Genomic DNA, 25,418 nt, shown 5'->3' on the forward strand with positions numbered 1-25,418 from the left:
TGCGGCGTAGGGTTGATGGATGGTCCGGAAACTGTCGAGCGCCCTCACGGCGGTCACGGTCGTGACGCTCCTGGCACTGGTACTCATCATGATCGTCGACCCGCTGACCGGAACGGACCTCGGCCCCCTGGTCGGTCCGATCGCCTGGATCCTCGGAGCGCTCGTCGTGGTCAGGCTGGTGCTCGGCATCCGGCATGCACGTTCGGCAGCGGCCGCTCCCGTCATGGACTCAGGGGCGGTTCAGTCACAGCTCTTCGGATTCCGGCCCGGAAGCTCCGGGATCGAGCACCCGGACGGTTCTGACCCGACCACCTCCGTCACCGACGAACGCCGGCGGCTCGGACCCGGCGAGGAGCCGCGCTGAGCCATCCATCTCGTCGGCGACCTCACCGGAATTGTTGAACAATTCCCTGCCGTCGTGCATCCTATGAGGAACGGCCCTGCAGAGACGAGGATCACCATGGCGTACATCGATCTCAACAGCGATGTCGGGGAGTCCTTCGGCAACTGGACCATGGGCGACGACGCCGCGGTCCTGACATCCGTCTCCAGCGCGAACATCGCCTGCGGCTTCCATGCCGGTGATCCCTCGACCATCGCCCAGACCTGCCGCGAGGCGGTTGCCTCCGGCGTGACGATCGGCGCGCACGTGGCGTACCGGGATCTGGCCGGGTTCGGCCGCCGCTTCCTGGACTGCTCACCCACCGAGCTGGCCGACGACGTCCTGTACCAGATCGGGGCCCTCGAGGCCATCGCCCGCGCTGCCGGAGGGACCGTCGCGTACGTCAAACCCCACGGCGCCCTCTACAACACCATCGTCACGCACGAGGTGCATGCCCAGGCCGTGGTCGACGCCGTCGGGGCCTTCGGGGGCGATCTGCCGCTCCTGCTCCTGCCGGGCTCGGTGGCGTTGACCGCTGCCGAGCGCGCAGGGCTCCGCGGCGTGGCCGAAGCCTTCGCGGACCGCGCCTACAATCCGGACGGCACCCTGGTCTCCCGCCGCGAGGCGGGCGCCGTGCTGCACGATGAGAGCGAGGTGGCAGCCAACATGGTCCGGCTCGCCACCGAGGGGGTCATCATCGCCCGCGACGGATCGATCCTGAACACCTCCGCCGAGAGCATCTGCCTCCACGGCGACACCGCCGGAGCAGTGTCCATGGCCGCCGCCGTTCGCCGCGAACTCGAAGCAGCCGGTGTCGGGATCCGGAGTTTCGTGTGAGTCCGGTGGGGACGCGCCGGGCCGGACCGCGTGCCCTCCTCGTGCAGCTCGACTCGCTCCAGGCCGTCCTCGCTGTGCACGCCCGGCTGGAGCAGGACCCGCTGGCGGGCCAGGTGGACGTCCTCGCCGCCGCCAGGACCGTGCTGATCACGTTCGCGTCCGGCGCCCATGCCCGGGCCGCCCGGGGTGCCCTCGCGCAGCTCGATGCACCTGCTTCGGCCGAACCCTTCGCGGGCGGCGACCCGGTGCGCATCGAGGTGGTGTACGACGGCGAGGACCTCGCCGCTGTGGCCCGCCTCACCGGTCTCGACCCCGACGGCGTCGTCGCCGCGCACACGGGCCAGCTGTGGACCGCGGCCTTCGGGGGCTTCGCCCCGGGCTTCGCCTACCTGATCGGTGAGAACGACGCGCTCACGGTCCCGCGCCGCACGACCCCGCGTACGGCGGTCCCCGCGGGAGCGGTCGCCCTCGCGGACACCTTCTCGGCCGTCTACCCGCGACGCTCCCCCGGCGGCTGGCAGCTCATCGGCCGGACCGAAGCGCGGCTGTGGGATCTCGACCGGGACCAGCCGGCCCTGCTGCGCCCCGGCACCTCCGTGCAGTACGTCGCGGTACGGGAAGCTGTGACCCTGGTGAACCAGGACGTACGGGGCGCGCCCTGCCCCGCAGCGCCCGACCGGGCAGGCGTCGGCGTGGCCGGTTGCCTCGAGGTGATCGAGGCAGGGCCGCTGTCCCTCATCCAGGATCTCGGCCGGCCGGGCCACGGCGACGTCGGTGTGCCTGCGTCCGGAGCAGCCGATACCGCAAGTGCCCGCCAGGCCAACAGGCTGGTGGGGAACCTGCCGACGGACGCGGTGATCGAGACCGTTCTCGGCGGGCTCACGGTCCGCGCACAGGGAGAACTGACGGCGGCCCTGGCGGGAGCCGTGACACCGGCCCGGATCCGGGGCGCGGATGACAGCAGCCGCCCGGCTCCCATGGATGCTCCGTTCGCGCTGCACGACGGCGAGCGCCTCCACCTCGGGCCGCCGACGACGGGGCTGCGCACGTATCTGGCCGTCAGGGGCGGCATCGACGTCCCGCTCGTCCTGGGCAGCCGCTCCACGGATGTCCTGTCCGGGCTCGGGCCGGATCCGCTGTCGGCGGGGACCGTGCTGCCCGTGGGTGAGGTGGACACGGCGCGGATGGTAGGCCTGCCCGAAGTCTCCGCGCTCACCGACACGATCGCCTCGGGTGCTGCCGGGCCCGCGGTCCTGCGGATCACCCCGGGTCCCCGTGACGACTGGTTCACCCCTGCATCCCGTGAGGGTCTCACGGAACAGACCTGGCTGGTGACCGACCAGTCGAACCGCATCGGCATCCGGCTCGCGCTGCCGGACACACCGGGCAGCAGGGCGCTGGAACGCGCCGTCACCGACGAACTCCCGAGCGAGGGTGTCGTGGCGGGCTCCCTCCAGGTACCCCCTTCCGGTCTGCCGGTCGTGTTCCTCGCCGATCATCCGGTGACCGGAGGGTACCCGGTGATCGGCGTCGTGGTACCCGAGGATCTGCCCGTCGCCGCGCAGCTCGGCCCGGGCACGAGCGTGGTCTTCGTGGCGGTCGACGCCGAGACCCTGCAGCCGCTGCCGTGCACCGATGCAGCCCTTACCCGAACCCCGTGGAAGTAGCCACCATGAAGAAGGTCCTGATCGCCAACCGCGGCGAGATCGCCGTGCGCATCATCCGGGCGTGCACCGATGCGGAGCTGACCTCGGTCGCCGTGTACTCCGACGTCGACGCCGATGCCCTGCACGTCCGCCTCAGCGACGAGGCATACGCCCTGCCCGGATCATCGAGTGCGGACACCTATCTGAACATCGCCGGGCTCCTCGACGTGGCTGCCCGCGCCGGGGCGGACGCCGTGCATCCGGGGTACGGGTTCCTGTCGGAGAACGCCGACTTCGCCCAGGCCGTGCTGGATGCCGGTCTCACCTGGATCGGGCCACCCCCCGAGGCGATCAGGATCCTCGGCAACAAGGTCACGGCCAGGGACATCGCCGTGAAGGTCGGCGCGCCCCTGGTTCCGGGATCGGACGGGCCGGCCGCGACCGCCGGCGAGGTCCGTGCCTTCGCGGAGGAGCACGGCGTGCCCGTCGCCATCAAGGCCGCCTACGGCGGGGGCGGCCGCGGGATGCGCATAGCCCACAGACTGGAGGACATCGACGACGCCTTCGATTCCGCGGTCCGTGAAGCGACCGCCGCGTTCGGTCGCGGCGAGTGCTTCGTCGAACGGTTCCTCGCGACACCGAGGCACGTCGAGGCGCAGGTGCTCGCCGATACGCACGGCACCGTCGTCGTCGTGGGGACCCGCGACTGCTCGCTGCAGCGTCGTAATCAGAAGCTCGTCGAGGAGGCTCCGGCACCGTTCCTCACCGCGGACCAGCGTGTGCGCATCCACGAGTCGGCCCGCGCCATCTGCCGCGAGGCCGGCTACATCGGCGCCGGTACCGTCGAATACCTGGTGGCCCCCGACGGCGTGATCTCCTTCCTCGAGGTCAATACGCGCCTGCAGGTGGAGCATCCGGTGACCGAGGCGACCTCGGGCGTCGACCTGGTGCGTGAACAGTTCCGGATTGCGGCCGGACTGCCGATGAGCATCACCGAGGACCCGGCACCGACCGGTCACGCGTTCGAGTTCCGCCTCAACGCCGAGGATCCGGGCCGCGGTTTCCTGCCCTCCCCCGGTCCTGTGGACGTGTTCGAGGCACCCACCGGCGCCGGTGTCCGGGTGGACACGGGGGTCCGGCCCGGCTCGAGTGTGCCGGCCCAGTACGACTCCTTGATGGCCAAGCTGATCGTGCACGGCGAGGATCGTCCCCAGGCGCTGCGGCGCGCACGTGCCGCCCTCGACGAACTGCGGATCGAGGGCCTGCCGACCGTCCTTCCGTTCCACCGGGCCGTGGTGCGCGAGCCCGATTTCACCGACCCCGGGACACTCCGGGTCCACACCACGTGGATAGAGGGCGCCTTCGCCCCACGGCTGGACGCAGCACTCTCGAGTGGCACGGCCTCGCCCGTGGCCCGCCGCCAGACCCTCACCGTGGAGATCGACGGCAGGGCCGTCCAGCTGGGACTGCCCGCCACCGTCTTCGCGGCCCTCATGAACGGCGCTGGAGCACCGATCGATCGGGCCGCCGGTCCGGCAGTCCGCGGCGGTGCCGGCGACGACGGTACTGTCGGCCGTGACCCGGCCAAGGACCGCGCGGTCACGGCGTCGATGGGTGGGACCCTGGTGAAATGGCTGGTCGACGACGGCGCGTTGATCACGGTCGGGCAGTCCGTCGCGGTGATCGAAGCCATGAAGATGGAGACCGACGTGGTCTGCTCGGTGGCCGGGGTCTTCCGTCGCGGTGACCAGGAGCCCGGCGGGGTCGTCGTCCGCGGCGAGGCACTGGGAACGGTGGGTGGCCTCCCGTCGTGACGACAGCCGAAGACACCACGCCGACGGCGGATGCTGACCGGGACCGTCCCGCCGGCTCGGCGGAGTACGCGCACACCGCCGGGTGGGTCGCCTCCGTCCTGCGCGCGCGGATCGCGGCGGGAGATCTCACGCCCGGGACCAAGCTCTCCGAGCAGACCCTCTCGACCTCGCTCGGGGTCTCCCGCAACACGCTGCGTGAGGCCTTCTCTGCGCTCGCCGGTGAATCCGTGATCACGAGGATCCCGAATCGGGGAGTATTCGTCGCCTCACCCGGGATCGAGGAGGTACGCGAGATCTACCGCGTGCGCCGCGCCATCGAACCGGCCGCCGTCCTCTGGGGTGAGCTCAGCGCGGAGGCACTGGAGAGCATGGAGAGCATCGTGCAACGCGCCCTGACGGCGCGGGACGACGGTGCGGTTGCGGACATGGCCGATGCGAACCAGGCCCTGCACAGTAGCGTGGTGGACCTCACCGGCAGTTCCTCCCTCCGGGTGCTCATGGACCGTGTGCTCGCGGAGATGCGACTGGTCTTCCACGCCATGACCTCGGCTCCCGACTTCCACGCCCACTTCGTGGAGCGCAACGTCCGGCTCGTCGAACGGCTTCGGGCCGGAGATCGGCTGGCGGCCGCGGAAGGACTACGCGCCTACCTGGACGACGCCGAGACGGAGCTGGTTCGCCGGATCAGCACCTAGCCCCACAGTTGAGCCAGCCCGGTGATCGAGGTGTAGCCGAGGAACAGGGTGAGGAACCAGGTGAGGACACCGATCACCAGCAGCCACCTCGGGTAGACGTAACCGTGCATCAGGTCCCGGCGGCGCCACGCCACCCAGAGCAGCACGCCGAATCCGACGGGCAGGATCAGTCCGTTGAACGCCCCGGCGAAGATGAGCAGTTGCTGAGGTGCCTGGCCGAGGAACAGATAGGCCACAGCACACCCGGCGATGAAGGCGACCGTGATGAGATTGCGCGTGCGATCAGGCGTCCTCGAGGACGTGATGAACGAGACCGAGGTGAACGCCGCGCCGATCACCGAGGTGATCGCTGCTGCCCAGAGGACGATTCCGAACAGGCGCATGCCGACGTCACCGGCGGCGATCCCGAAGGCCTCGGCTGCCATGTTCTCGCTCGAGAGCACCGCTCCGCCGGCGACGACGCCGAAGATGGCCAGGAACAGCAGGACGCGCATGAGACCGGTGACGATGATGCCCAGGACGGAGCTGCGGGTGATCTCCTTCACGCTCTCGATGCCGGTCGCGCCGGAGTCGAGCATGCGGTGGGCGCCTGCATAGGTGATGTAGCCGCCCACGGTGCCACCGACGAGGGTGGTGATGATGAGGAAGTCGATCTGCTCCGGGAGGACGGCGTTCCGCAGGGCTTCTCCGAGCGGCGGTGCGGCGACGATCGCGACATAGATCATCAGCAGGATCATGATGGCACCGAGGATCACCACGATGCGGTCCAGTGCCATGCCGGCCTTCTTGCTGACGAAGATCATGATGGCGATGATCGCCGAGACGGCGCCGCCGATCTTCGGGTCGAGGCCGAGCATCGCATTGGCGCCGAGCCCGGTTCCGGCGATGTTGCCGATGTTGAAGACCACGCCCCCGATGAAGACCAGCCCGGCCAGGAACCAGCCGACTCCGGGGATGACCCGGTTGCCCAGCTCCTGGGCGCGGAGGCCGGAGACGCCGATGACCCGCCAGACGTTGAGCTGGACGGCGATGTCGATGAGGATCGAGGCCAGGATGGCGAAGGCGAACGCTGCGCCGATCTGGGCGGTGAAGACCGTGGTCTGGGTGATGAACCCGGGTCCGATGGCGCTGGTCGCCATCAGGAACATCGCGCCCAGCAGAGCTGTGCGCCGCGTGGATGAACTCAATCGTGGCGTACTGCCGGTCTCTGCCATGGATCGTCCGTTCGAACATGGTGACTACGGTCACATCGGATGGTGGAGACGACCCTACAGGTTGTTCAACAATCTCGGCAAGAGATTGTTGAACAATGTTCTCCGCACTGACTGCCCTGTTTCCAGCCGTCCATCCGGCTCACGACGGTGCCCGAAGTGGGACTCGAACCCACACATCTCTCGATACTGCATTTTGAGTGCAGCGCGTCTGCCGATTCCGCCATTCGGGCCGTACCTGCACAGGGTGCCGTCAGCCGACCGGCTCGGGTGCCCCTGGTGCGAGAAACCACTCTACATGCCGATAGGCTGTTTTCGGGGTCAGGACGAGAGCGTCGAGCGACCCCTGAATCATCATCGTGACCAAGGAGCACCAGTGTCTGAAAACACCGAGTCCACGCCCTCCGGGCCCGCACGCCGGGTCGTCGTGGCCGAGGACGAGACGCTCATCCGACTGGACATCGTCGAGATCCTGCGCGGAGAGGGCTACGAGGTGGTGGCCGAGGCGGACAACGGCGAGAAGGCTGTTGCGCTGGCCACGGAGCACCGGCCCGACCTCGTGCTCATGGACGTGAAGATGCCCGTGCTGGACGGCATCACGGCGGCCGAGCAGATCGTCAAGGCCCGGATTGCCCCGGTGGTCCTGTTGACGGCGTTCAGTCAGAAGGAACTCATCGAGCGGGCACGGGATGCCGGAGCGATGGCCTACGTGGTGAAGCCCTTCACACCTGCTGATCTCATCCCGGCCATCGAGATCGCGATGTCGCGCCACGAGGAGATCCTCGCGCTCGAGGCCGAGGTCAGCGATCTGCAGGAGCAGTTCGCCACGCGGAAGCTGGTCGAACGCGCCAAGAGCCTGCTGACCACGAAAATGGGTCTCACCGAGCCCGAGGCATTCCGCTGGATCCAGAAGACGTCGATGGACCGGCGCCTGGGGATGCGTGAGGTGGCCGAGACCATCATCAACCAGGTGAACTGAGACATGGACGCACGAAGACCCCCATCCGGCCGGATGGGGGTCTTCGTGGTCCTGACCGGAGCCGGACCGGCTGGATCAGCCGGATCGATCCGGCTGCGCCCTACTATTTCTTCTTGACGGGCCAGGGACCCACGTCCTCCTTGATGAAGGAGGTGTGGTCGTCGGGCAGCTGGCCCGCATCCGTGATGTCGCCGACCCTGTGCACCTTGATGGAGTTGGTCGACCCCGCCTGTCCGGGAGGTGAACCGGCCGCGATGACCACGAGGTCGTCGACCTCCACCAGTCCCTGCTCGAAGAGGACGCGGTCCACCTGCGCGGTCATCTGGTCGGTGTGCTCCACGAACTCGACGAGCCTGGGCTGGATGCCCCACAGCAGTGACATGGCATTCAGCGTCGACTGCACCGGGGTGAAGGCGAAGACCGGCTTCTTCGGTCGCAGCCGGGAGAGGCGGCGCGCCGAATCCCCCGACTGGGTGAACGTGCAGATGTACTTGACTTCGAGCTGGTCCGAGATCTCCACTGCGGCTCGGGTGATGGCACCTCCGCGGGTCTTGGGCTTGCTGCCCAGGGCGGGCACGCGCTCGAGCCCGTGGAGCTCCGTCGACTCGATGATGTTCGCCATGGTGCGCACGGTCTCGATCGGGTACTTTCCCACACTGGTCTCCCCCGAGAGCATCACCGCGTCCGCGCCGTCGAGCACGGCATTGGCGCAGTCCGAGGCCTCGGCCCGGGTGGGGCGCGGGTTCTCGATCATCGACTCGAGGACCTGGGTCGCCACGATGACGGGCTTGGCCCAGCGACGGGCGAGCTCCACGGCATTCTTCTGCACGATCGGGACGTCCTCCAGCGGCAGCTCGACGCCGAGATCGCCGCGGGCCACCATGATTGCGTCGAAGGCGTCGACGATCGACTCGAGGGCCTTCACGGCCTGCGGCTTCTCGATCTTCGCGATGACCGGGACCCTGCGGCCCTCCTCGTCCATGATCTCGTGTACTCGGTCGATGTCCGCGGCGTCCCGGACGAACGAGAGCGCCACCATGTCGACCCCGAGCTGGAGCGCCCAGCGGAGGTCCTCCTCGTCCTTGTCACTGAGGGCCGGGACGTTCACGGCCACTCCGGGAAGGTTGATGCCCTTGTTGTTCGACACCATGCCGCCGATCACCACCTCGGTGGTGACACTCGTGCTGTCCACGGCCGTCGCCCGCAGGCAGATCTTGCCGTCGTCGATCAGGAGCAGGTCACCGATGGCGACGTCGGCGGGCAGGCCCTTGAACGTGGTCGAGCTGATCTCGGGGGTGCCCTCGATGTCCTCGGTGGTGATGGTGAACGTGTCCCCCGCACTGAGCTGGTGCGGTCCGTCCGAGAAGCGGCCTAGGCGGATCTTGGGGCCCTGCAGATCGGCGAAGATCGCCACGGGCTTGCCGAGTTCCGCGGCCGCCCGGCGGACGTTCTCGTAGGTACCGCTGTGCACGGAGTAGTCACCGTGACTCATGTTCATGCGCGCGACGTCGACGCCGGCGTCGAGCACCGCGAGTGTGCTCTCGTAACTGTCGATCGCGGGGCCGAATGTTGCAACGATTTTTGCGCGTCTCATGAAACCTAGCCTAGTCGTGTTGCGTGGTGTGGATTGTGCGTGGCGACGAGCCGGCGTCGGTTCCGGACCGCTCAGGACTCGTTCTTCCCGGCTGCACCCTCTCGTCCGTTCCGCTCCGCCGTGCTCTTCATCACGCGGTCACCGGATCCGTCGTCGACGGGCCCGGTTCCCTCCTCCTGCGTGGTCCGGGGTCCGCGGCCCGGAAGGTAGACGGAGGGATCCTTCCCCGGACGACGTTTGACGAACAGATAGATCAGGACTCCCAGTGCGACGAGGAAGACGGCGATGCTGGTCCACACATTGAGGCGCTGGGTGATGCCGAAGAGCGAGACCTGCTCGGCGTCGTCGATCCTGAGTGTCTCGATCCAGACCCGGCCGAGGGTGTAGTACGCCACGTAGAGCCACACCATGCGTCCGCCACGCAGCCGGATCTTCCGCGCGAGCAGGAGCAGGAGCACCACACCGGCGAGATTCCAGAGGAGTTCGTAGAGGAAGGTCGGGTGGAAGAGTGTCCCGGGCTCCTGACCCGGCGGGAAATTCGGGTTGTCGGCGTCGATCTCGAGTCCCCACGGCAGGGTCGTGGGTGCACCAAAGAGTTCCTGGTTGAACCAGTTCCCCAGCCGTCCCACCGCCTGTGCCAGCAGGACGCCGGGAGCTGCCGCGTCGGCGAAGGCGGAGAGCTTCACTCCCGCCCTGCGTGCCCCGATCCAGGCTCCGAGGGCTCCGAGGGCTATCGCCCCCCAGATGCCGAGTCCGCCCTGCCAGATCTGCGGGATCCGGGCGAGATCGCCGTCAGGACCGAAGTAGGCGTCGGGCGAGGAGACGACATGGTAGAGCCGGCCTCCGATGATGCCGAAGGGGATCGCCCAGATCGCGATGTCCCACACGGTGTCCGCATGACCACCGAACGCCACGAAACGCTTCTGCGTCAGGATCACCGCCAGGACGATCCCGGCGAGGATGCACAGGGCGTAGACGTGGATGGTGAGGGGACCGATATCGAAGCTGGCCCACTGCGAGGGCGGACTCGGGATCGATGCCGCGAGGCCGGCCTGCATCATGCGGGGCCGCCCGACGTCCTCGCACCGGTGCTGTGGCCGGTGCTGTCGACGGCGCCGCCGGCGGGCCCGTCAGCTGTGCCGTCACCCGTGCCCTCGTCCCTGCCGCTGCTTCCTCGCGCCGTTCCCGAGCTGAGGTCCCTCGTGAGGCGCGCAACCGCCTCGACGCCGCCGTCGCGCAGTGCAGCGACGAGCGCGGTACCCACGATGACGCCGTCGGCGTAGGCGCCGATCTCGCGCACCTGGTCCGAGGAGGAGACACCCAGCCCCACGCAGACGCGCTCGGCACCGGCCTCGTGGGCGGCGGCGACCACCGCTTCGGCGGCGGCGCCGACGGACGACCTCGCCCCGGTGACCCCCATCACCGAGACCGCATAGACGAAGCCGCGACTCGCCTCGACGGTGCGGTGCATCCGCTCCGGGGATGTGGACGGCGCCACCAGGAACACCCGGTCCAGACCGAGGTCCTCGGAGACCTCGAGCCATTCGGACGCCTCGTCGGGAATCAGGTCCGGAGTGATGAGTCCGGCGCCGCCCGCCGCCGCGAGACGCTCGGCGAACCGACGCACCCCCATCCGCATCACCGGGTTCCAGTAGGTCATGACCAGGACGGCCGCATCGGTGCTGCGCGTGATGCCCTCGACCACCTCGAAGATCTGCGACACCGTGAACCCATTGGACAGCGCCTCGACGGTGGCTTCCTGGATCACGCGTCCGTCCATCACCGGATCGGAGTACGGGATGCCGACCTCGATGAGGTCCATGCCGTTGCGTGCCATGGCGATGCCGGCGTCGATGGTGGTCCGGACGTCGGGAAAACCGGCGGGCAGATAACCGATGAGCGCCGCTCGGCCTTCGCTGCGGGCCTTCTCTATCGCTGCCGCGGCTCGGGACCCGCCCACGTCAGGAGGTACCGACCGATGCCCGGATGCCGACGTCACAGCTGCTCACCGTCCTCGGCGATCTCCTGCTCGGCGCTCTCGTCCGGCAGGAGATCGAAGTACCCCGCAGCGGTGGCCACGTCCTTGTCCCCCCGCCCGGACAGGTTGACCACGATCACCTTGTCATCGGTTTGCTCTCCCGGCCGGAGAGCTGCGACGAGGCGCTGACCGAGTTTCATGGCGCCGGCGAGGGCGTGTGCCGTCTCGATCGCGGGGATGATCCCCTCGGTCCGGCAGAGGACGGTGAAGGCCTCCATGGCTTCGGCATCGGTGATCGGCTCGTAGGTCGCGCGTCCGATGTCCGCGAGGTAGGCATGCTCGGGCCCGACACCGGGATAGTCGAGGCCGGCCGAGATGGAGTGCGACTCCATGGTCTGGCCGTCCTCGTCCTGCATCAGGTAGGACCGGGCGCCGTGCAGCACCCCCGGACGTCCGAGGGTGATGGTGGCTGCGTGGCGGCCGGTGTCGACCCCGTCACCACCTGCCTCGAAGCCGTGGAGGGCCACCTCGGGGTCGTCGAGGAAGCCATGGAACATCCCGATCGCGTTGGAGCCGCCGCCCACACAGGCGCACACCGCGTCCGGCAGCCGGCCCGTCTGCTCCAGGATCTGCTGTCTGGTCTCCTCCCCGATGACCTCGTGGAAGTACCTGACCAGAGCAGGGAACGGATGTGCCCCTGCCGCGGTGCCGAGCAGATAGTGGGTGTTCTCCACATTCGCGACCCAGTCGCGCAGGGCATCGTTGATGGCGTCCTTGAGCGTCTGCGAGCCGGTGGTGACGGGGACGACGGTCGCGCCGAGCAACTGCATGCGCGCCACGTTCAGAGCCTGCCGCCGCGTGTCCTCCGCCCCCATGTAGACCACGCACTCGAGCCCGAGCAGGGCTGCGGCCGTCGCGCTCGCGACGCCGTGCTGCCCGGCACCGGTCTCGGCGATCACGCGGGTCTTGCCCATCCGCTTGGCGAGCAGGGCCTGCCCCAGCACGTTGTTGATCTTGTGGGAGCCGGTGTGGTTCAGGTCCTCGCGCTTGAGGAAGACCCGCACACCCCCGCAGTGCTCGGCGAAACGCCTCGCCTCGGTGAGCAGCGACGGGCGGCCCGCGTAGTTCCTGTTGAGGTCCGCCACCTGGGCGGTGAACTCGGGATCGGCCTTGGCCTTGTCGAACGTGTCCTGCAGTTCGTCGAGGGCTGCGATGAGGGACTCGGGCATCCAGCGCCCGCCGTAGGCGCCGAAATAGGGGCCGGGCGCGTGTCGCAGGCTCTCGTCGTGGCTGAGGAATGCCTCGACCGATCCGACGTCGGTGGCGTCCACCGGCCCGGCATCAGCGCCTTGGCGTTCCGTGGCCTGGTGCATCTCGGTCACTGCAGCACTCCTGTCCTGTTGATCCCGTCCCGGGCGGTACGCCGGCGGGATTCGTGTCGTCTCGGTTCGTTCCGAATGTCACTGTCGTACGTCATTGCGAAAGCCAGCGCTGCAGCAGATTCCCTGCAGCGCTCCTCAGCGGCCGGCGACCATGGCGGAGTCCTGCCAGGCCTCCCGGCCGGCCTGCCGGAACTCCCTGATGGTTGCCGCGGGGTCGTCGCCGCGGACGAGAGCCTCACCGACCAGCACGGCATGTGCTCCGTCAGCGGCATAGGAGGCGACATCCGCGGACCCGCGCACCCCTGATTCGGCAATGACGACGGCGTCTGCGGGGATCAGCTCTGCCAGCCCGGCGAAGACCGACCGGTCCACGTCGAGTGTCTTCAGATTGCGCACGTTCACGCCGATGATCGAGGCACCCGCAGCCGCCGCGCGGTGCACCTCGTCCGCTGTATGGGTCTCGACGATCGCCTGCATCCCCAGTTCCCCGGTCAGGGAGAGGAACGAGGTGAGCTCGGCATCCGTGAGAGCCGCGACGATCAGGAGGATGACGTCGGCACCGTGGGCGCGGGCCTCCCAGATCTGGTACTCGTCGACCGTGAAGTCCTTGCGCAGCACCGGGATGCGCACTGCTGCGCGTACGGCGTCGAGATCGGCCAGCGATCCGCCGAAGCGCCGCTCTTCCGTGAGGACGGAGATGATACTCGCACCGCCCCGGGCATAGGCCGCCGCCAGGTCCCCGGGGTCGGCGATGTCCGCGAGTGCACCCTTGGAGGGGCTGCTTCGCTTGACCTCGGCGATGACCGCCACGTCGCTGCCCCGCCCGCTGCTGAGCGCCTCGAACGCGTCCAGCGGAGCCGGGGCTGCGGCGGCCGCGGCCCGGACGTCCTCGAGGCTCACCTGACGTAGGCGTGCCGCGAGATCCTCGCGGACGCCCTCGATGATGTCGTCGAGGACCGTCATCTAGTGTGCGTTGTTCTTCAGCTTCGACCCGCCCACGCCGTAGCCGATCCTGCGGAGGACGAAGCCGACGAGCAGGCCGACGAACATGACGGCGATACCTATCCAGAACAGCAGGGTGCCGAAGTCGTGGTTGCCGTCGGTGCTCGCGAGGATGTAGGCGAAGGAGGCGACGGCGGCACCGACCAGCATGATCATCACGCAGGTCCAGGCCGCAGGGCTGTTGCCGTGTCCGATCGTCTCGTCCGGCTGGCGGGAATGGTTCTCGGACGAATTACGGTGCTGCGCGGTACGGGTCTCGGCTGCCATGGGACATCTCCTTCGAACGGGTCTGCTCCCATTCTGCCATTGATGGGCGGGGCAGCAGGCATGGACCGCGGGGGTCTCGTCGGTTCAGGTCGGGTCGTTGCCGCGGGAGAGTTCGTCCCAGCTGTCGATCTCGTCCGCGTGGGCAGAGCGACGCCTCGCCGCGGGCTGCACGACTCCCGGCTGATCCGAGGTCTCCGCCCGCTCCGCGGTCTCCACCCCGTCCGGCGGGAGCACACCCGGCGGTACGTCGCCGGAGGACCTGACCGGTGCTTCCCGGACATCTTCCCCGGCCCTTCCCCGGGAGTCGTCCCTGGTGCCGGAGTCGTAGCGGCGGTTGGATCCCCAGCCACGGCCGGCCAGGACCACCCATACCGCAGCCAGGACCAGCAGAATACCCGCGACGACCGCGAGCCACGGCAGCCAGGTCGCCGAGGCGTCCGCTCCGGCCGGAGTCGTGACACCGATGGCTGCGCCGATGGCCGGCCGGGCGGCGGCAGCGGGGTCGAGCGCCACGCCGGCGCTCGAGAGCACGATCCCGATCCCGGAGAGCACGAGGATGACGGCGATGATCCACCGTGCCACCCGCCCGGCGATCGAGACCGCGATCGCAGCCGCCAGTGCCACGAGTGCGAACGCCGTCACGGGTGTGGCGGCGTCGCTGCCGGCGATCATCAGATCGGGGCTCTGCACGGTTTCCTGCGGCAGCGCGACGGTGAGCCAGGTCTGCGTCGTCGAACCGAACGCCAGCAGCGAGACGACGACGATCCCCAGGACCACGCTTCCCCGACGCACGGAACGTCGCTGGGCCTGCGGCCCTGAGCCGGTGCCGGCCGGTGTCGGTTCGCTCACTGCGCACCCACCGGTAGGTCGCCCGCCGGATCGCCCGTCGTCCGGGCGTCCCGCGACTGGGCGCCGGTCACCGACGCCTCCGGTCGATCCTGCCCGGGGGCCGCCGAGCGCAGTCCGGCCGCGGCCAGGACCGCGCGGAGTGGAGCGGCGGCCTTGTTGACGGTCTCCTGCGCCTCGGCGTCGAGCACCGAGTCCGCGACGATCCCGCCTCCTGCCTGGACGTAGGCCGTGCCGTCGAGCAGCAGTGCCGAACGGATCGCGATGGCCAGGTCCATGTCGCCGGCGAAGTCGAGATAGCCGACCACTCCCCCGTAGATCCCGCGCCGGTGGGGTTCCACCTCGTCGATCAGGCGTAGCGCGCGGGGCTTCGGGGCTCCTGAGAGGGTTCCCGCGGGGAAGGTGGCCGCGAGGACGTCGTAGGCGCTCCTGCCCGGTGAGAGCCGTCCCACCACGGTGGAGACGAGATGCATGATGTGGCTGAACTTCTCCACCTCCATGAACTGCGTGACATCGACGCTGCCGGGTCTGCACACCTTGGACAGGTCGTTGCGGGCCAGGTCCACGAGCATGAGGTGCTCGGCCTTCTCCTTCGTGTCGGCCCGGAGTTCGACGGCGAGGCTGCGGTCCTCCTCGGTGGTGCGCCCGCGCGGCCTGGAACCGGCGATGGGATGCGTGATGACCTCGTCGCCGGTGACCGTCACGAGCGCCTCGGGTGAACTGCCCACGATCGAGTAGGTCCGCCCCGCGGCGTCCTCGAGGCTGAACAGGTACATGTAGGGGCTCGGGTTCGTCGTGCGCAGCACCCGGTAGACATCCAGGGCGGAGGCATCGCAGTCGATCTCGAAGCGACGGCTGATGACCACCTGGAAGACGTCCCCGTCGACGATCGCCCGTTTCCCGCGCTCGATCGCGGCGAGGTAGTCGGGTTCGAACCACGACTCGCGCACCCGGTCCATCGCCCGCTGCGAGGTCGACGCGTCCGTGTCAAGCACCGACACGGCCGATTCGGTCGGCGTCAGGACCCGGGAGAGCATCGCGTGGACCCGGGCGACGGCGTCGTGCCACGCCTCGTCGACGCGGTCGTCGGTGCCGTCGAAGTTGATGGCGTTCGCGACCAGCGTCAGGGAGCCCTCCGAGTTGTCGTGGATGGCCAGGTCCGAGACGAGGCACATGGCCAGCTCCGGAAGCAGGAGGTCGTCCTCGGGAGGACTCGTCAACCTCTCCCAGTGCCGCACCGCTTCCCAGCCGACGAATCCCACCATGCCGGAGGTGAAGGGCGGCAGGTCCTCGAACCGCTCGGTCCGCAGTGCCTCGACCGTGAGCCGCAGAGCCTCCACGGGATCGCCGTCCACGGGTACGCCCACCGGTGGCTCCCCGAGCCAGTGTGCATCGCCGTCGCGCGTGGTCAGTACGGCGCGCGAGCGCGAGCCGATGAACGAGTACCGAGACCATACGCCGCCGACGGCCGCCGACTCCATGAGGAAGGTGCCCGGCTGGCCCGCGGCGAGCGTGCGATAGATGCCGATCGGCGTGAGCGCGTCGGCGAGCACGACCAGGTTCACCGGCACGACGCGGCGTGTCCTCGCGAGTACACGGAACTCCTCGAGCGTGGGGCTGATGGTTCCCGGGTGCCGCATCGGATCAGGATCCTTCGCTGTCGGGCCGGTGACCCGTCACGACCGGGAGCGCCCGGCCGTCGAAGCAGGTCCGGGTACCCGTATGGCAGGCCGCACCCTCCTGGTCCACCGTGACCAGCAGGGCATCGCCGTCGCAGTCCAGGGCCACGGCCCTGACCCACTGGCGATGCCCGGACGTGTCCCCCTTGCGCCAGTACTCGGAGCGGGACCGCGAGTAGAACGTCACGCGCCCACTGGTCAGGGTGCGTCGCAGAGCTTCCTCGTCCATCCAGCCGAGCATGAGCACCTCCCGCGAGTCGTACTGCTGGACGACGGCGGCGACGAGTCCGGCGTCGTCCTTCCGCAGCAGCCCGGCGATCGCCGGATCCAGCTGCTCGTGCGGGGCACCGCTCGGGGTCGTCGGAGCAGCGCGAGTCGGGGCGGGTGTCATGGAGGCCATCGGGTCGATTCTACCGGCGTCACCCGTGTCGGATCATGCACCCTCGGCACAGGTGGGCGCATCGTGCTAGTTTCAGCAGTGATGCGCTACGTGATCCCGTCCCGAGAGGTTCTGGCCGAAACGCTGCTCGCAGCGGGCCCCGACGCCGATACCCTGTGCGAGGGGTGGACCACGCGCGAACTTGCCGCGCACCTCTACCTCCGCGAGCATCGTCCGGCGACCGGCGTCGGCATGGTCGTCAAGAGGCTCGCAGCCATGACCGACCGCGTGACCAGGGAGACGGCGGAGCGTGCCGGTTCGCCTGCAGGGTACTCGGCCCTGGTCCGACGGTTCGAGGCCGGCCCTCCGAAGCTCTCGCCGATGCGTCTGCCGGTGATCGACCGCAGCGCCAATCTCATCGAGTACTTCGTGCACACCGAGGACGTGAGGCGGGCGACGGACCGCTGGGCTCCACGGGCCCTCGACGACGACTACGCCGACGCCCTGTGGGACGAACTCATCAAGCGAGCCGCGCTCATGTACCGCGGAGTTGATGTGGGCGTCATCCTCGTGCGGCCCAACGGTCCGCGCCACGTGGCCAAGCGGGCGCCGGTCTCGGTGGCCATCATCGGTGAACCGGGAGAACTGGTGATGCACGCCCACGGCCGCCGCGAGCAGGCGCTGGTCACGTTCGAGGGCCAGCCGGACGCCGTGGCGCTGCTCTCGAGCGCCGACGTCGGGATCTGAGCCTCCGGCAGCTCACCCGGCCTGCTCAGCGAACCGGGAAGCCCGCCTCGCGGATGGCCGACTTGACTTGGGCGATGGCGTCCTGCGCGCCGAAGTGGAAGATCGACGCGGCGAGGACGGCATCGGCACCCGCCTGCACGGCCGGGGGGAAGTGCTCGGGTCTGCCTGCTCCACCCGAGGCGATGAGCGGTACGCCGACGGCGGCCCGCGTGGCACGGATGAGGTCGAGGTCGAAGCCCTCCTTCGTGCCGTCGGCGTCGATGGAGTTGAGCAGGATCTCCCCCACCCCGCGGTCGGCTGCCTCTCTCGCCCACGCCACGGCATCGATCCCGGTGCCCCGGCGGCCGCCGTGCGTGGTGACCTCGAAGCCCGACGGTGTCGTCGTGGCCGCATCCCGGGTGCGCCGGGCATCGAGCGAGAGCACGAGAACCTGGGCGCCGAAGTGGGCGGTGATCTCGTCGATGATGGCAGGTCTGGCGACCGCGGCGGTGTTGATCGAGGCCTTGTCCGCACCATGGCGCAGCAGGCGGTCCACGTCCGCGAGCTCGCGGACGCCCCCTCCGACGGTGAGCGGGATGAAGACCTCCTCCGCAGTACGGGCGACGACGTCGAATGTCGTCTCCCGGTTCCCCGAGGACGCCGTGACGTCGAGGAACGTGAGTTCGTCGGCACCACCGCGGTCGTAGCGGTGGGCGAACTCCACCGGGTCGCCGGCATCGCGCAGTTCCTGGAAGTTGACGCCCTTGACGACACGGCCGGCATCGACGTCGAGGCACGGGATCACGCGGATCGCGACGGTCATGGCTGCTCCTAGATCCTGCAGGCGTGGATGGTGCTCACGAGGATGGCCCGGGCTCCGAGGTCGTACAGTTCGTCCATGATCCGGTTGGTCCTCTCGCGCCTGACCATGGAGCGCACGGCCACCCAGTCGGAGTCGCGCAGCGGTGAGACCGTTGGCGACTCCAGCCCGGGCGTCAGCGCGGCGGCGGCGCCGACGAGATCCGCGCGGATGTCGTAGTCCATCATGACGTACTGGCGCGCCACCAGGACGCCCTGCAGACGCCGCAGCAGCACGTCCAGTCCGGCGGGCGCCTGGACGCCGGCCCGGACGATCAGCACGGCCTCGCTCTCGAGGATCGGTTCGCCGAAGATCTCCATCCCGGCTGCCCGCAGCGTCGTTCCGGTCTCGACGACGTCGGCGATCGCGTCGGCGACGCCGAGGCGCACGGAGGACTCGACAGCGCCGTCGAGCCGGACGACGGTCGCTGCGATCTGCCGCTGGGCGAGGTAGTCGGTCAGCAGATTCTCGAAGCTGGTGGCAATACGCTTGCCCTGGAGCTCGTCCGGGGACGAGAAGTCCCCCTGCGGTCCGGCGAACCGGAAGGTGGACGCGGCGAAGCCCAGCTGCAGACGCTCCTCGGCGGGGACCTGCGCATCGAGCAGCAGATCACGCCCGGTGATGCCGACCTCCAGGGTTCCCGACCCGACGTACACGGCGATATCACGCGGGCGGAGGAAGAAGAACTCGATCTCGTTCTCGGGATCGACGAGGACGAGCTCGCGCGCGTCTCGGCGCTGGCGGTAGCCTGCCTCGGCGAGCATGGACGAGGCGGCCTCGGAGAGGGCGCCCTTGTTGGGGACTGCGACACGGAGCATGGAGGAGATCCTTCACTCGAGAGGTAGGGGCCGAGCGGGAGCCGCGGGCGTAGGCCGTCGCGGCTACAGATGCTCGTAGACGTCCTGGGGACGCAGACCCTTGGCGATCATGAGCACCTGCAGATGGTAGACCAGCTGCGAGATCTCCTCGGCGGTGTTCTCGGTCGACTCGTACTCCGCGGCCATCCAGACCTCGGCGGCCTCCTCGACGATCTTCTTGCCGATGCCGTGGATGCCCCCGTCGAGCTCGGCGACGGTCCGCGATCCCTCGGGCCGCTCGGCGGACTTCACGCTGAGCTCCTCGAACAGGGAATCAAAGGTCTTCACGTCCCTAGGCTATCGGCTCCCGGGGAGCGGAACCTCACGGCAGGCCGATGCTGTGACGCAGAACTCCGTATCGCGGCTGCTCTCCCTCGTGCCCGGCGACGTCACTGCAGCGTGGGATCGGGCAGCAGGGTCTCGATGCTCGGCTTGGCATGGCGCTGGGCACGGGCCCAGACGAAGAAGCCCACCAGGGTGAAGCCACCGTAGAACACGTACATGAAGGCCGTGGCGTAGTAGCCGGCGCTGAAGAGCAGGGGCACACCCACCAGGTCGACGGCGACCCAGACGAGCCAGAACTCGACCCACCCCTTGGCCATGCCGTAGGTGGCCAGGAGGGATCCCACGAAGGTCCAGGCGTCGGCCCAGACCGGCTCGTAGGACCCGAGCACGCGGAACAGGGGCGTGAGCACGAGTGTGCCGGCGATCATGAAGACCACCATGCCGAGACGGATCCTCGTCCCCGCCCACTGCGGGGTGACGGCCTGCCCGCCGCTCCGGCGGCTGCGCTGCCACTGCCGCCAGCCGTAGACGGAGACCATGATGAACATGATCTGCCGTCCGGCCTGCCCGAGCAGATTCGCTGCGCCGGCCCCGCCGAAGAGCGAGCCGAGGAACACGGTCAGGAGCAGGAGGTTGCCGACGATGCCGACGGGCCATGCCCAGATCCGGCGCCGCATGCCGCCGAGGGCGCTGAGCAGTCCGAAGACATTACCCACCACCTCGCGGACCAGGAGCGAGCCACTGCCAACGGGGATGCGGGCCTCGAAGAGCCACTGCAGAAAGTCCATGCCGATCCTTCGTCACTATGACGACTCCGGGAAATGGCAGCACCAGGCACCTCCCTTGCGCGCTCATACCGCGCAAGGGACGCCCTCATGGCCGCGACCCGATGACCAGGCGACGGCAGGACCCTGCTGTGCGTGCTTCTCCCATCCAGACTTTGACTGTCGGTCCCGGAATTCCACCGGCTCAACCGATCCCGTCCCGCGGGTGCGGAACGTGGAGCGGGTCGCGGACTATCACCGCCGGTTCGGACTTACACCGACCCCGGAGCACGTACTGTGCCGATTCTGTCACAGAACAGGTCCTCCGTCAGCCCCGGATCTGGTCCCGGTCAGCCGTCAGTGATCCGTCACGCGTCGGTCGGCACGTCCGTCATGAGGGCTGCATCGGATCCGGGGACGGCGTCGGACTGCGATGCGGTATCCGTCCTCGGTACGGCGTCGACGCCGGCCTCCCTGCGCTGCTGGGCCGTGATCGGTGCCGGCGCAGCCGTCAGCGGATCGTAGCCGCCGCCGGACTTCGGGAACGCGATGACATCGCGGATGGAATCCGTCCCGGCGAGCAGGGACACCACCCGATCCCAGCCCAGGGCTATCCCGCCGTGCGGGGGTGCGCCGTACTTGAAGCCCTCGAGCAGGAAGCCGAACTTCTCCTGGGCCTCCTCGGCGCTCAGGCCCATCACGGCGAAGACGCGCTCCTGCACGTCCCGCCGGTGGATCCTGATGGAGCCGCCACCGAGTTCGTTGCCGTTGCACACTATGTCGTAGGCATACGCGAGAGCGTTCTCGGGCTCCGTGTCGAACGTGTCGAGGAACTCCGGTTTCGGGGACGTGAAGGCGTGGTGGACGGCTGTCCAGGCGCCACCGCCGACGGCCACGTCCCCGGCGGCGACGGCGGCCGAGGCCGGCTCGAACATCGGAGCGTCGACGATCCAGACGAAGGCCCAGTCACCCTCCCTGATCATGCCGGTGCGGCGGCCGATCTCCACGCGGGCGGCCCCGAGGATGGCGCGCGAGGAGACCCGGTCACCTGCGGCGAAGAAGATACAGTCTCCCGGCCCGGCCCCGGTCGCGGCGGGCAGGGCGTCCTTCTCGGCGTCGTTCAGATTCTTCGCCACGGGTCCGCGCATACTGCCGTCGTCGTCGATCAGCACGTAGGCCAGACCCCTGGCGCCGCGCTGCTTGGCCCATTCCTGCCAGGCGTCGAGCTGACGACGCGGCTGCGAGGCTCCACCGGGCATCACGACGGCGCCCACGTAGGGGGCCCTGAAGACCCCGAAACCCGTGTCCTGGAAGAACTCCGTCAGTTCCGTCAGCTCCAGGCCGAAGCGGAGATCGGGCTTGTCGGAGCCGTACCTGGCCATCGCGTCGGCGTAGGTCATCCGGCGGATGGGCAGGGGGATCTCGACGTCGATCAGCTTCCACAGGGCCGCCACGAGCTGCTCGCCGAGGGCGATGATGTCGTCCTCCTCGACGAAGCTCGCCTCGATGTCGAGCTGGGTGAATTCCGGCTGGCGGTCCGCCCGGAAGTCCTCGTCGCGGTAGCAGCGGGCCAGCTGGTAGTACTTCTCGAACCCGCCGACCTGCAGGAGCTGCTTGAACAGCTGGGGTGACTGCGGCAGGGCGTACCAGGACCCGGGCGCCAGGCGCGCCGGGACGAGGAAATCACGGGCACCCTCGGGCGTGGAGCGCGTGAGCGTGGGGGTCTCGATCTCCACGAAGCCGTCGCGGTGCAGCAGTTCACGCGCCACCCGGCTCGCCTCGGAACGGAGCCGCAGGTTGGCCTGGGGGCCGGGCCGGCGCAGATCGAGGTAGCGATGGCGCAGGCGTGCCTCCTCGCCGACCTCCACGTGCTCGTCGATCTGGAAGGGCAGCGGGTCCGAGGTATTGAGGATGGTGACGGTGTCCGCGATGACCTCCACCTCACCCGTGGGAAGGGCGGGGTTCTCGTTGCCCGCCGGGCGCTGCTGCACCGTTCCCACGACCTGCAGCACGTATTCGTTGCGCAGGGCGGAGAACACCTCCTCCTCGCGGACCACCACCTGGGCGACGCCGGAGGCATCCCTGAGATCGACGAACGCGACACCGCCGTGGTCCCGGCGGCGGGCAACCCATCCGGCCAGCGTGACCGTTCGTCCTACGTGCTCGGGTCGAAGGGAACCGAGTTCATGCGTGCGCAGCACAGCATTCCTTCCCACAGAGGTACAGAGGTGACAGAGGGGTGGCAGGCACTTCGTGCACCCACCTAGAGTTGGGTCGAGCGCGATCAACGTTACCGGTCGCGCCGACGGCATCGTGACAGGTGGGGTGTGGGGTCGGTATCGGCATCGAAGCCGTCGGCCCCGGTCCTACGTGCCGCGACCGGGTCCGATCCGACACGAGGAGAGACATGGCGCAGCCACCGGTGCCCCGCCGGGTCCTGGGAGGTTTCGACGCGACGACGGTCGGGATCGGCTCCATCATCGGCGCAGGTGCCTTCGTCGTCTTCGGCCCGGCCGCTGCCGCCGCAGGTGTGCTGCTGCCGCTGGCGGTGGTGATCGCAGGTTTTCTGGCCTACTGCAATGCCACCGCAGCTGCCGTGCTCGCGGCTGCGCAGGCACCTCCCACCGGCGCCGACGCATCGGGCCGGGAACAGCTCGGATGGTGGGCTGCTGCCGTCGCGGGCTGGGGGTTGCTCACGGGCAGACTGGCAGCGTGTGCTGCCGCGGCGCTCACCGTCGGTCTCCACGTGGCCCCGGGCAGTGAGCGGCCCGTGGCGGTCGCCGCCGTCGTCGCCCTGCTGATCGTCAACCGCTTCGGCATCACGCGCTCTGTACTGGTGACGCGCGTCGTCATCGCGCTCGTGCTCCCCGTCCTGGCCTTCGTGGTCGTGGTCGGCTTCGCGTCCCCGGCCGCGGCCGGCAGCGGTGCCGTGACCGGTCCCGTGGGGGTGGGCGGCGTTCTGCAGGGTGCGGCGCTGGCCCTCTTCGCCTTCGCCGGATACTCGCGCATCGCACGGATGGGTGAGGAGGTCCGTGAGCCACACCGCAACATCCCGGCGGTCATCGTCGGAGCACTCGGCGTCACGACGGTCCTCTATCTCCTGCTGTCCGTCTCGCTCCTGGAGGCACTCGGTCCGCTCGCCCTGGCGGAGACGACCACTCCACTGAGGGACCTCGTGGGCGGTGCGGCCGGAGACGGGTCCGACGGCGTCCTCGATACGGTCGTCCGTGGCGCAGCAGTCCTCGCCGGCCTCGGCGCGCTGCTCGGCCTGATCACTCTGGTGGGGCGAGCAGGTCATGGGCTGGTCCGGAACGGGGATCTACCTCACGCGCTGGCACAGGTCCCGGTGCGGGACTCGGTGGGAAGGGACTCGGTGGCGCGGAATCCGCTCCCGTGGATCACGGATCTCGTGATCGCCGCCGTCGTGGTGGTCCTCGTGCTCACCACGGACGTGGTGACCGCCATCAGCCTCGCCAGCCTGGGCATCCTCGTGCACTCCGCAGTGATCAACATCGCCGCACTCACGCTGGGCGGACGCCGGTGGTACTGGCCACGCTGGCTGAACGCGGTGGGTGCTGTGGGCTGCGTGGCACTGGCCCTCGCGCTTCCCTGGCCGCAGGTCCTCGCCATGCTCGCCGTCCTGGCAGCCGGGGTGCTCCTGCATGCGCTCGGGCGGCAGGGTGGTCGCGGCGTCGACCGGGCCGGCTGATCGGGCCCGGGGGCAGCGGCCTGCCACCCGGTGACCGCCGGCTGCCGGAGCCCCGGGCTACCGCGCGCTGACGATTGGGCGCAGGTCCCCCGCGGGCGGCAGCCACGATCCCGGATCGGCGGCGTGCTGCTCGCCCGAGCGGATGTCCTTGACCTCGTGCGCGCCCTCGGTGTCGGTGAACCAGACGAAGGGGATCCCGCGACGGTCCGCGAATTTGATCTGCTTCCCGAATTTCTCGGCGTTCGCGGCGACCTCGGCAGGGATGCCACGAACGCGCAGCGCTGAGGCGACTTCCTGGGCCTGGGACCAGGAGCCCTCGTCGGCCAGTGTGACGAGGACGGCGGTGGGAACGGGGCGGGACACCGTCGCGAGACCCTGGCTGAGAATGCGCGAGACGATACGCGTGACGCCGATGGAGAGTCCTACACCGGGGAAGGTTCGATTGCCCTTGCGCGCGAGCGCATCGTAGCGTCCGCCCGAGCAGATGGAGCCGAGACTCTCGTGTCCGTCGAGCACCGTCTCGTACACGGTCCCCGTGTAGTAGTCCAGGCCGCGCGCAATGCTCAGATCGGCCACCACACGCCCGGGCGCCCGGTGTGCGGCCTCGGCGACCACCTGGCGCAGCTCCTCGAGCCCCTCCTCGAGGAGCTCGTCGCTGACACCCAGGGCACGGACGCGCTCGACGAAGGAGGTGTCGGGTGTGCGGATACCGGCCAGCTCCAGGGCCAGGCGCACCTGTTCCTGGTCCGCTCCGACCTCCTCGCGCAGCAGCGAACCCACCTGCTCCGCCCCGATCTTCTCAAGTTTGTCGATGCTGCGCAGGACCGCTGCCGTGTCCTCCAGCCCGATCGCCCGGTAGAAGCCCTCGGCCAGTTTGCGGTTGTTGATCCTCAGGGTGAAGTCGGGGATGGGAAGTGCGCCGAGGGCTTCCACGACGGTGAGCGCGAGCTCGATGTCGTAGCGGAAGGGCAGAGCGCCGTCCCCGACGACGTCGATGTCCGCCTGGGTGAATTCGCGTGCCCGCCCCTCCTGCGGACGCTCTCCGCGCCAGCACTTCTGGATCTGGTACCGGCGGAACGGGAAGGCGAGGTGCCCGGAATTCTCGACCACGTAGCGTGCGAACGGAACCGTGAGGTCGTAGTGGAGGGCGAGGCCGCTCTCGGACGCGGAGGCCTCGTCGGCCTGGAGTCGGGAGACCGCGTAGACCTCCTTGTCGATCTCGCCCTTGCGCAGCAGATCACCGACCGTCTCCACGGCCCTGGTCTCGATGCCGGAGAAACCGTGCAGCTCGAACGTCCGTCGCAGCACGTCGATGATGTGCTGCTCGATCAGGCGCTCCTCCGGGAGCCATTCGGGAAAACCGGACAGTGAAGCCTTGCGGGCCATGGGGTGAGTCTCCTCGCGTGCGGGGTCGTCGTCGCCCGATGGCGAGCGGCGGTGCGGACCGGGTCCGCGTCACCAATCCTAGGTGCCGCGGCCCGGCCCCCGGAAAAGCTCCAGCCACCCGGGGAGCCGGACGAGAACCCC

24 protein-coding genes, 1 tRNA gene and 1 riboswitch are annotated in these 25,418 nt (G+C 69.1%); of the genes, 8 read left to right on the top strand and 17 right to left on the bottom strand.

Annotated elements, in window-relative coordinates; translation table 11 throughout:
- Positions 1-19 precede the first annotated feature (19 nt).
- The 5 genes from E8P82_RS04695 to E8P82_RS04715 all read left to right on the top strand — a co-directional run bounded on the left by E8P82_RS04695 (position 20) and on the right by E8P82_RS04715 (position 5,374).
- Positions 20-364, top strand: a complete 345-nt coding sequence (locus E8P82_RS04695) for a hypothetical protein (protein ID WP_136453344.1) — start codon at positions 20-22, stop codon at positions 362-364.
- A gap of 96 nt (positions 365-460) precedes the next feature.
- On the top strand, positions 461-1,219 hold the full coding sequence (locus E8P82_RS04700; protein WP_136453345.1) for a LamB/YcsF family protein: 759 nt from the start codon (positions 461-463) through the stop codon (positions 1,217-1,219).
- The gene (locus tag E8P82_RS04705) at positions 1,216-2,886 is read left to right on the top strand and encodes a 5-oxoprolinase subunit B/C family protein (RefSeq protein WP_136453346.1); all 1,671 of its coding nucleotides are present in this window, start codon (positions 1,216-1,218) and stop codon (positions 2,884-2,886) included. Before E8P82_RS04700 ends, E8P82_RS04705 begins: the two co-directional genes overlap by 4 nt.
- A 5-nt stretch (positions 2,887-2,891) precedes the next feature.
- A complete protein-coding gene (locus tag E8P82_RS04710; RefSeq protein ID WP_136453347.1) occupies positions 2,892-4,679 on the top strand; it encodes an acetyl/propionyl/methylcrotonyl-CoA carboxylase subunit alpha in 1,788 nt (595 codons plus the stop codon).
- Positions 4,676-5,374 (top strand): GntR family transcriptional regulator, encoded by a 699-nt coding sequence (locus E8P82_RS04715; protein WP_136453348.1) that lies wholly within the window; start codon positions 4,676-4,678, stop codon positions 5,372-5,374. The genes E8P82_RS04710 and E8P82_RS04715 overlap by 4 nt, the downstream gene beginning before the upstream one ends.
- On the opposite strand, the gene E8P82_RS04720 is transcribed toward E8P82_RS04715, so the two are convergent.
- Both E8P82_RS04720 and E8P82_RS04725 read right to left on the bottom strand, forming a co-directional pair.
- Entirely contained in the window at positions 5,371-6,588 is a 1,218-nt protein-coding gene (locus E8P82_RS04720) for an NRAMP family divalent metal transporter (protein ID WP_136453349.1), read from the bottom strand. The two genes, E8P82_RS04715 and E8P82_RS04720, sit on opposite strands and share 4 nt — an antisense overlap.
- A gap of 148 nt (positions 6,589-6,736) precedes the next feature.
- A tRNA-Leu gene (locus tag E8P82_RS04725) sits at positions 6,737-6,818 on the bottom strand.
- A 143-nt stretch (positions 6,819-6,961) separates the two neighbouring features.
- Between E8P82_RS04725 and E8P82_RS04730 the strand changes: the two genes are divergently transcribed.
- Positions 6,962-7,564 carry an ANTAR domain-containing response regulator gene (locus E8P82_RS04730; protein ID WP_136453350.1) on the top strand — a complete coding sequence of 201 codons (603 nt, stop codon included), beginning with the start codon at positions 6,962-6,964 and terminating at the stop codon, positions 7,562-7,564.
- Positions 7,565-7,667: 103 nt separating this feature from the next.
- On the opposite strand, the gene pyk is transcribed toward E8P82_RS04730, so the two are convergent.
- From pyk to hisI, 9 genes are all read right to left on the bottom strand, one after another.
- Positions 7,668-9,158: a pyruvate kinase gene (gene pyk / locus E8P82_RS04735; RefSeq protein ID WP_136453351.1), complete on the bottom strand. Its 1,491-nt coding sequence runs from the start codon at positions 9,156-9,158 to the stop codon at positions 7,668-7,670.
- Between the two features lie 71 nt (positions 9,159-9,229).
- A complete protein-coding gene (gene lgt / locus E8P82_RS04740) occupies positions 9,230-10,219 on the bottom strand; it encodes a prolipoprotein diacylglyceryl transferase (protein WP_136453352.1) in 990 nt (329 codons plus the stop codon).
- Positions 10,216-11,118 (bottom strand): tryptophan synthase subunit alpha, encoded by a 903-nt coding sequence (gene trpA, locus E8P82_RS04745; protein ID WP_136453353.1) that lies wholly within the window; start codon positions 11,116-11,118, stop codon positions 10,216-10,218. Before trpA ends, lgt begins: the two co-directional genes overlap by 4 nt.
- Positions 11,119-11,153: 35 nt before the next feature.
- A complete protein-coding gene (trpB, locus tag E8P82_RS04750) occupies positions 11,154-12,509 on the bottom strand; it encodes a tryptophan synthase subunit beta (RefSeq protein WP_136453504.1) in 1,356 nt (451 codons plus the stop codon).
- A 144-nt stretch (positions 12,510-12,653) separates the two neighbouring features.
- The gene (gene trpC / locus E8P82_RS04755; protein WP_136453354.1) at positions 12,654-13,481 is read right to left on the bottom strand and encodes an indole-3-glycerol phosphate synthase TrpC; all 828 of its coding nucleotides are present in this window, start codon (positions 13,479-13,481) and stop codon (positions 12,654-12,656) included.
- The gene (locus E8P82_RS15255) at positions 13,482-13,787 is read right to left on the bottom strand and encodes an HGxxPAAW family protein (RefSeq protein ID WP_246020950.1); all 306 of its coding nucleotides are present in this window, start codon (positions 13,785-13,787) and stop codon (positions 13,482-13,484) included.
- Between the two features lie 84 nt (positions 13,788-13,871).
- Complete coding sequence (locus E8P82_RS04765; protein ID WP_136453355.1) at positions 13,872-14,636, bottom strand: Trp biosynthesis-associated membrane protein; 765 nt, start codon at positions 14,634-14,636, stop codon at positions 13,872-13,874.
- Positions 14,633-16,273: an anthranilate synthase component I gene (locus E8P82_RS04770; RefSeq protein ID WP_136453356.1), complete on the bottom strand. Its 1,641-nt coding sequence runs from the start codon at positions 16,271-16,273 to the stop codon at positions 14,633-14,635. Before E8P82_RS04770 ends, E8P82_RS04765 begins: the two co-directional genes overlap by 4 nt.
- Positions 16,274-16,277: 4 nt before the next feature.
- Entirely contained in the window at positions 16,278-16,712 is a 435-nt protein-coding gene (gene hisI / locus E8P82_RS04775; protein WP_136453357.1) for a phosphoribosyl-AMP cyclohydrolase, read from the bottom strand.
- Between the two features lie 81 nt (positions 16,713-16,793).
- Between hisI and E8P82_RS04780 the strand changes: the two genes are divergently transcribed.
- Entirely contained in the window at positions 16,794-17,438 is a 645-nt protein-coding gene (locus E8P82_RS04780) for a TIGR03085 family metal-binding protein (protein WP_136453506.1), read from the top strand.
- A 25-nt stretch (positions 17,439-17,463) separates the two neighbouring features.
- On the opposite strand, the gene hisF is transcribed toward E8P82_RS04780, so the two are convergent.
- The 5 genes from hisF to aspS form a co-directional block, all read right to left on the bottom strand.
- Positions 17,464-18,240, bottom strand: a complete 777-nt coding sequence (gene hisF, locus E8P82_RS04785; protein WP_136453358.1) for an imidazole glycerol phosphate synthase subunit HisF — start codon at positions 18,238-18,240, stop codon at positions 17,464-17,466.
- Positions 18,241-18,248: 8 nt separating this feature from the next.
- Positions 18,249-19,094, bottom strand: a complete 846-nt coding sequence (gene hisG, locus E8P82_RS04790) for an ATP phosphoribosyltransferase (RefSeq protein WP_136453359.1) — start codon at positions 19,092-19,094, stop codon at positions 18,249-18,251.
- Between the two features lie 63 nt (positions 19,095-19,157).
- A complete protein-coding gene (locus E8P82_RS04795; protein ID WP_136453360.1) occupies positions 19,158-19,421 on the bottom strand; it encodes a phosphoribosyl-ATP diphosphatase in 264 nt (87 codons plus the stop codon).
- A gap of 101 nt (positions 19,422-19,522) precedes the next feature.
- The gene (pnuC, locus tag E8P82_RS04800) at positions 19,523-20,206 is read right to left on the bottom strand and encodes a nicotinamide riboside transporter PnuC (RefSeq protein ID WP_136453361.1); all 684 of its coding nucleotides are present in this window, start codon (positions 20,204-20,206) and stop codon (positions 19,523-19,525) included.
- A gap of 129 nt (positions 20,207-20,335) precedes the next feature.
- Positions 20,336-20,477: riboswitch (FMN riboswitch) on the bottom strand.
- 73 nt (positions 20,478-20,550) lie between these two features.
- Positions 20,551-22,383, bottom strand: coding sequence for an aspartate--tRNA ligase (gene aspS / locus E8P82_RS04805; RefSeq protein ID WP_211096797.1), 1,833 nt, complete (start codon positions 22,381-22,383; stop codon positions 20,551-20,553).
- A 206-nt stretch (positions 22,384-22,589) separates the two neighbouring features.
- Between aspS and E8P82_RS04810 the strand changes: the two genes are divergently transcribed.
- Entirely contained in the window at positions 22,590-23,891 is a 1,302-nt protein-coding gene (locus E8P82_RS04810; protein WP_136453363.1) for an APC family permease, read from the top strand.
- Between the two features lie 57 nt (positions 23,892-23,948).
- Here E8P82_RS04810 and hisS read toward each other — a convergent pair whose 3' ends face one another.
- Positions 23,949-25,277, bottom strand: coding sequence for a histidine--tRNA ligase (hisS, locus tag E8P82_RS04815; RefSeq protein ID WP_136453364.1), 1,329 nt, complete (start codon positions 25,275-25,277; stop codon positions 23,949-23,951).
- Between the last annotated feature and the right edge of the window lie 141 nt (positions 25,278-25,418).

Origin of the sequence: Arthrobacter echini (assembly GCF_004803505.1) — a bacterium.
Lineage (GTDB): Bacteria > Actinomycetota > Actinomycetes > Actinomycetales > Micrococcaceae > Arthrobacter_D > Arthrobacter_D echini.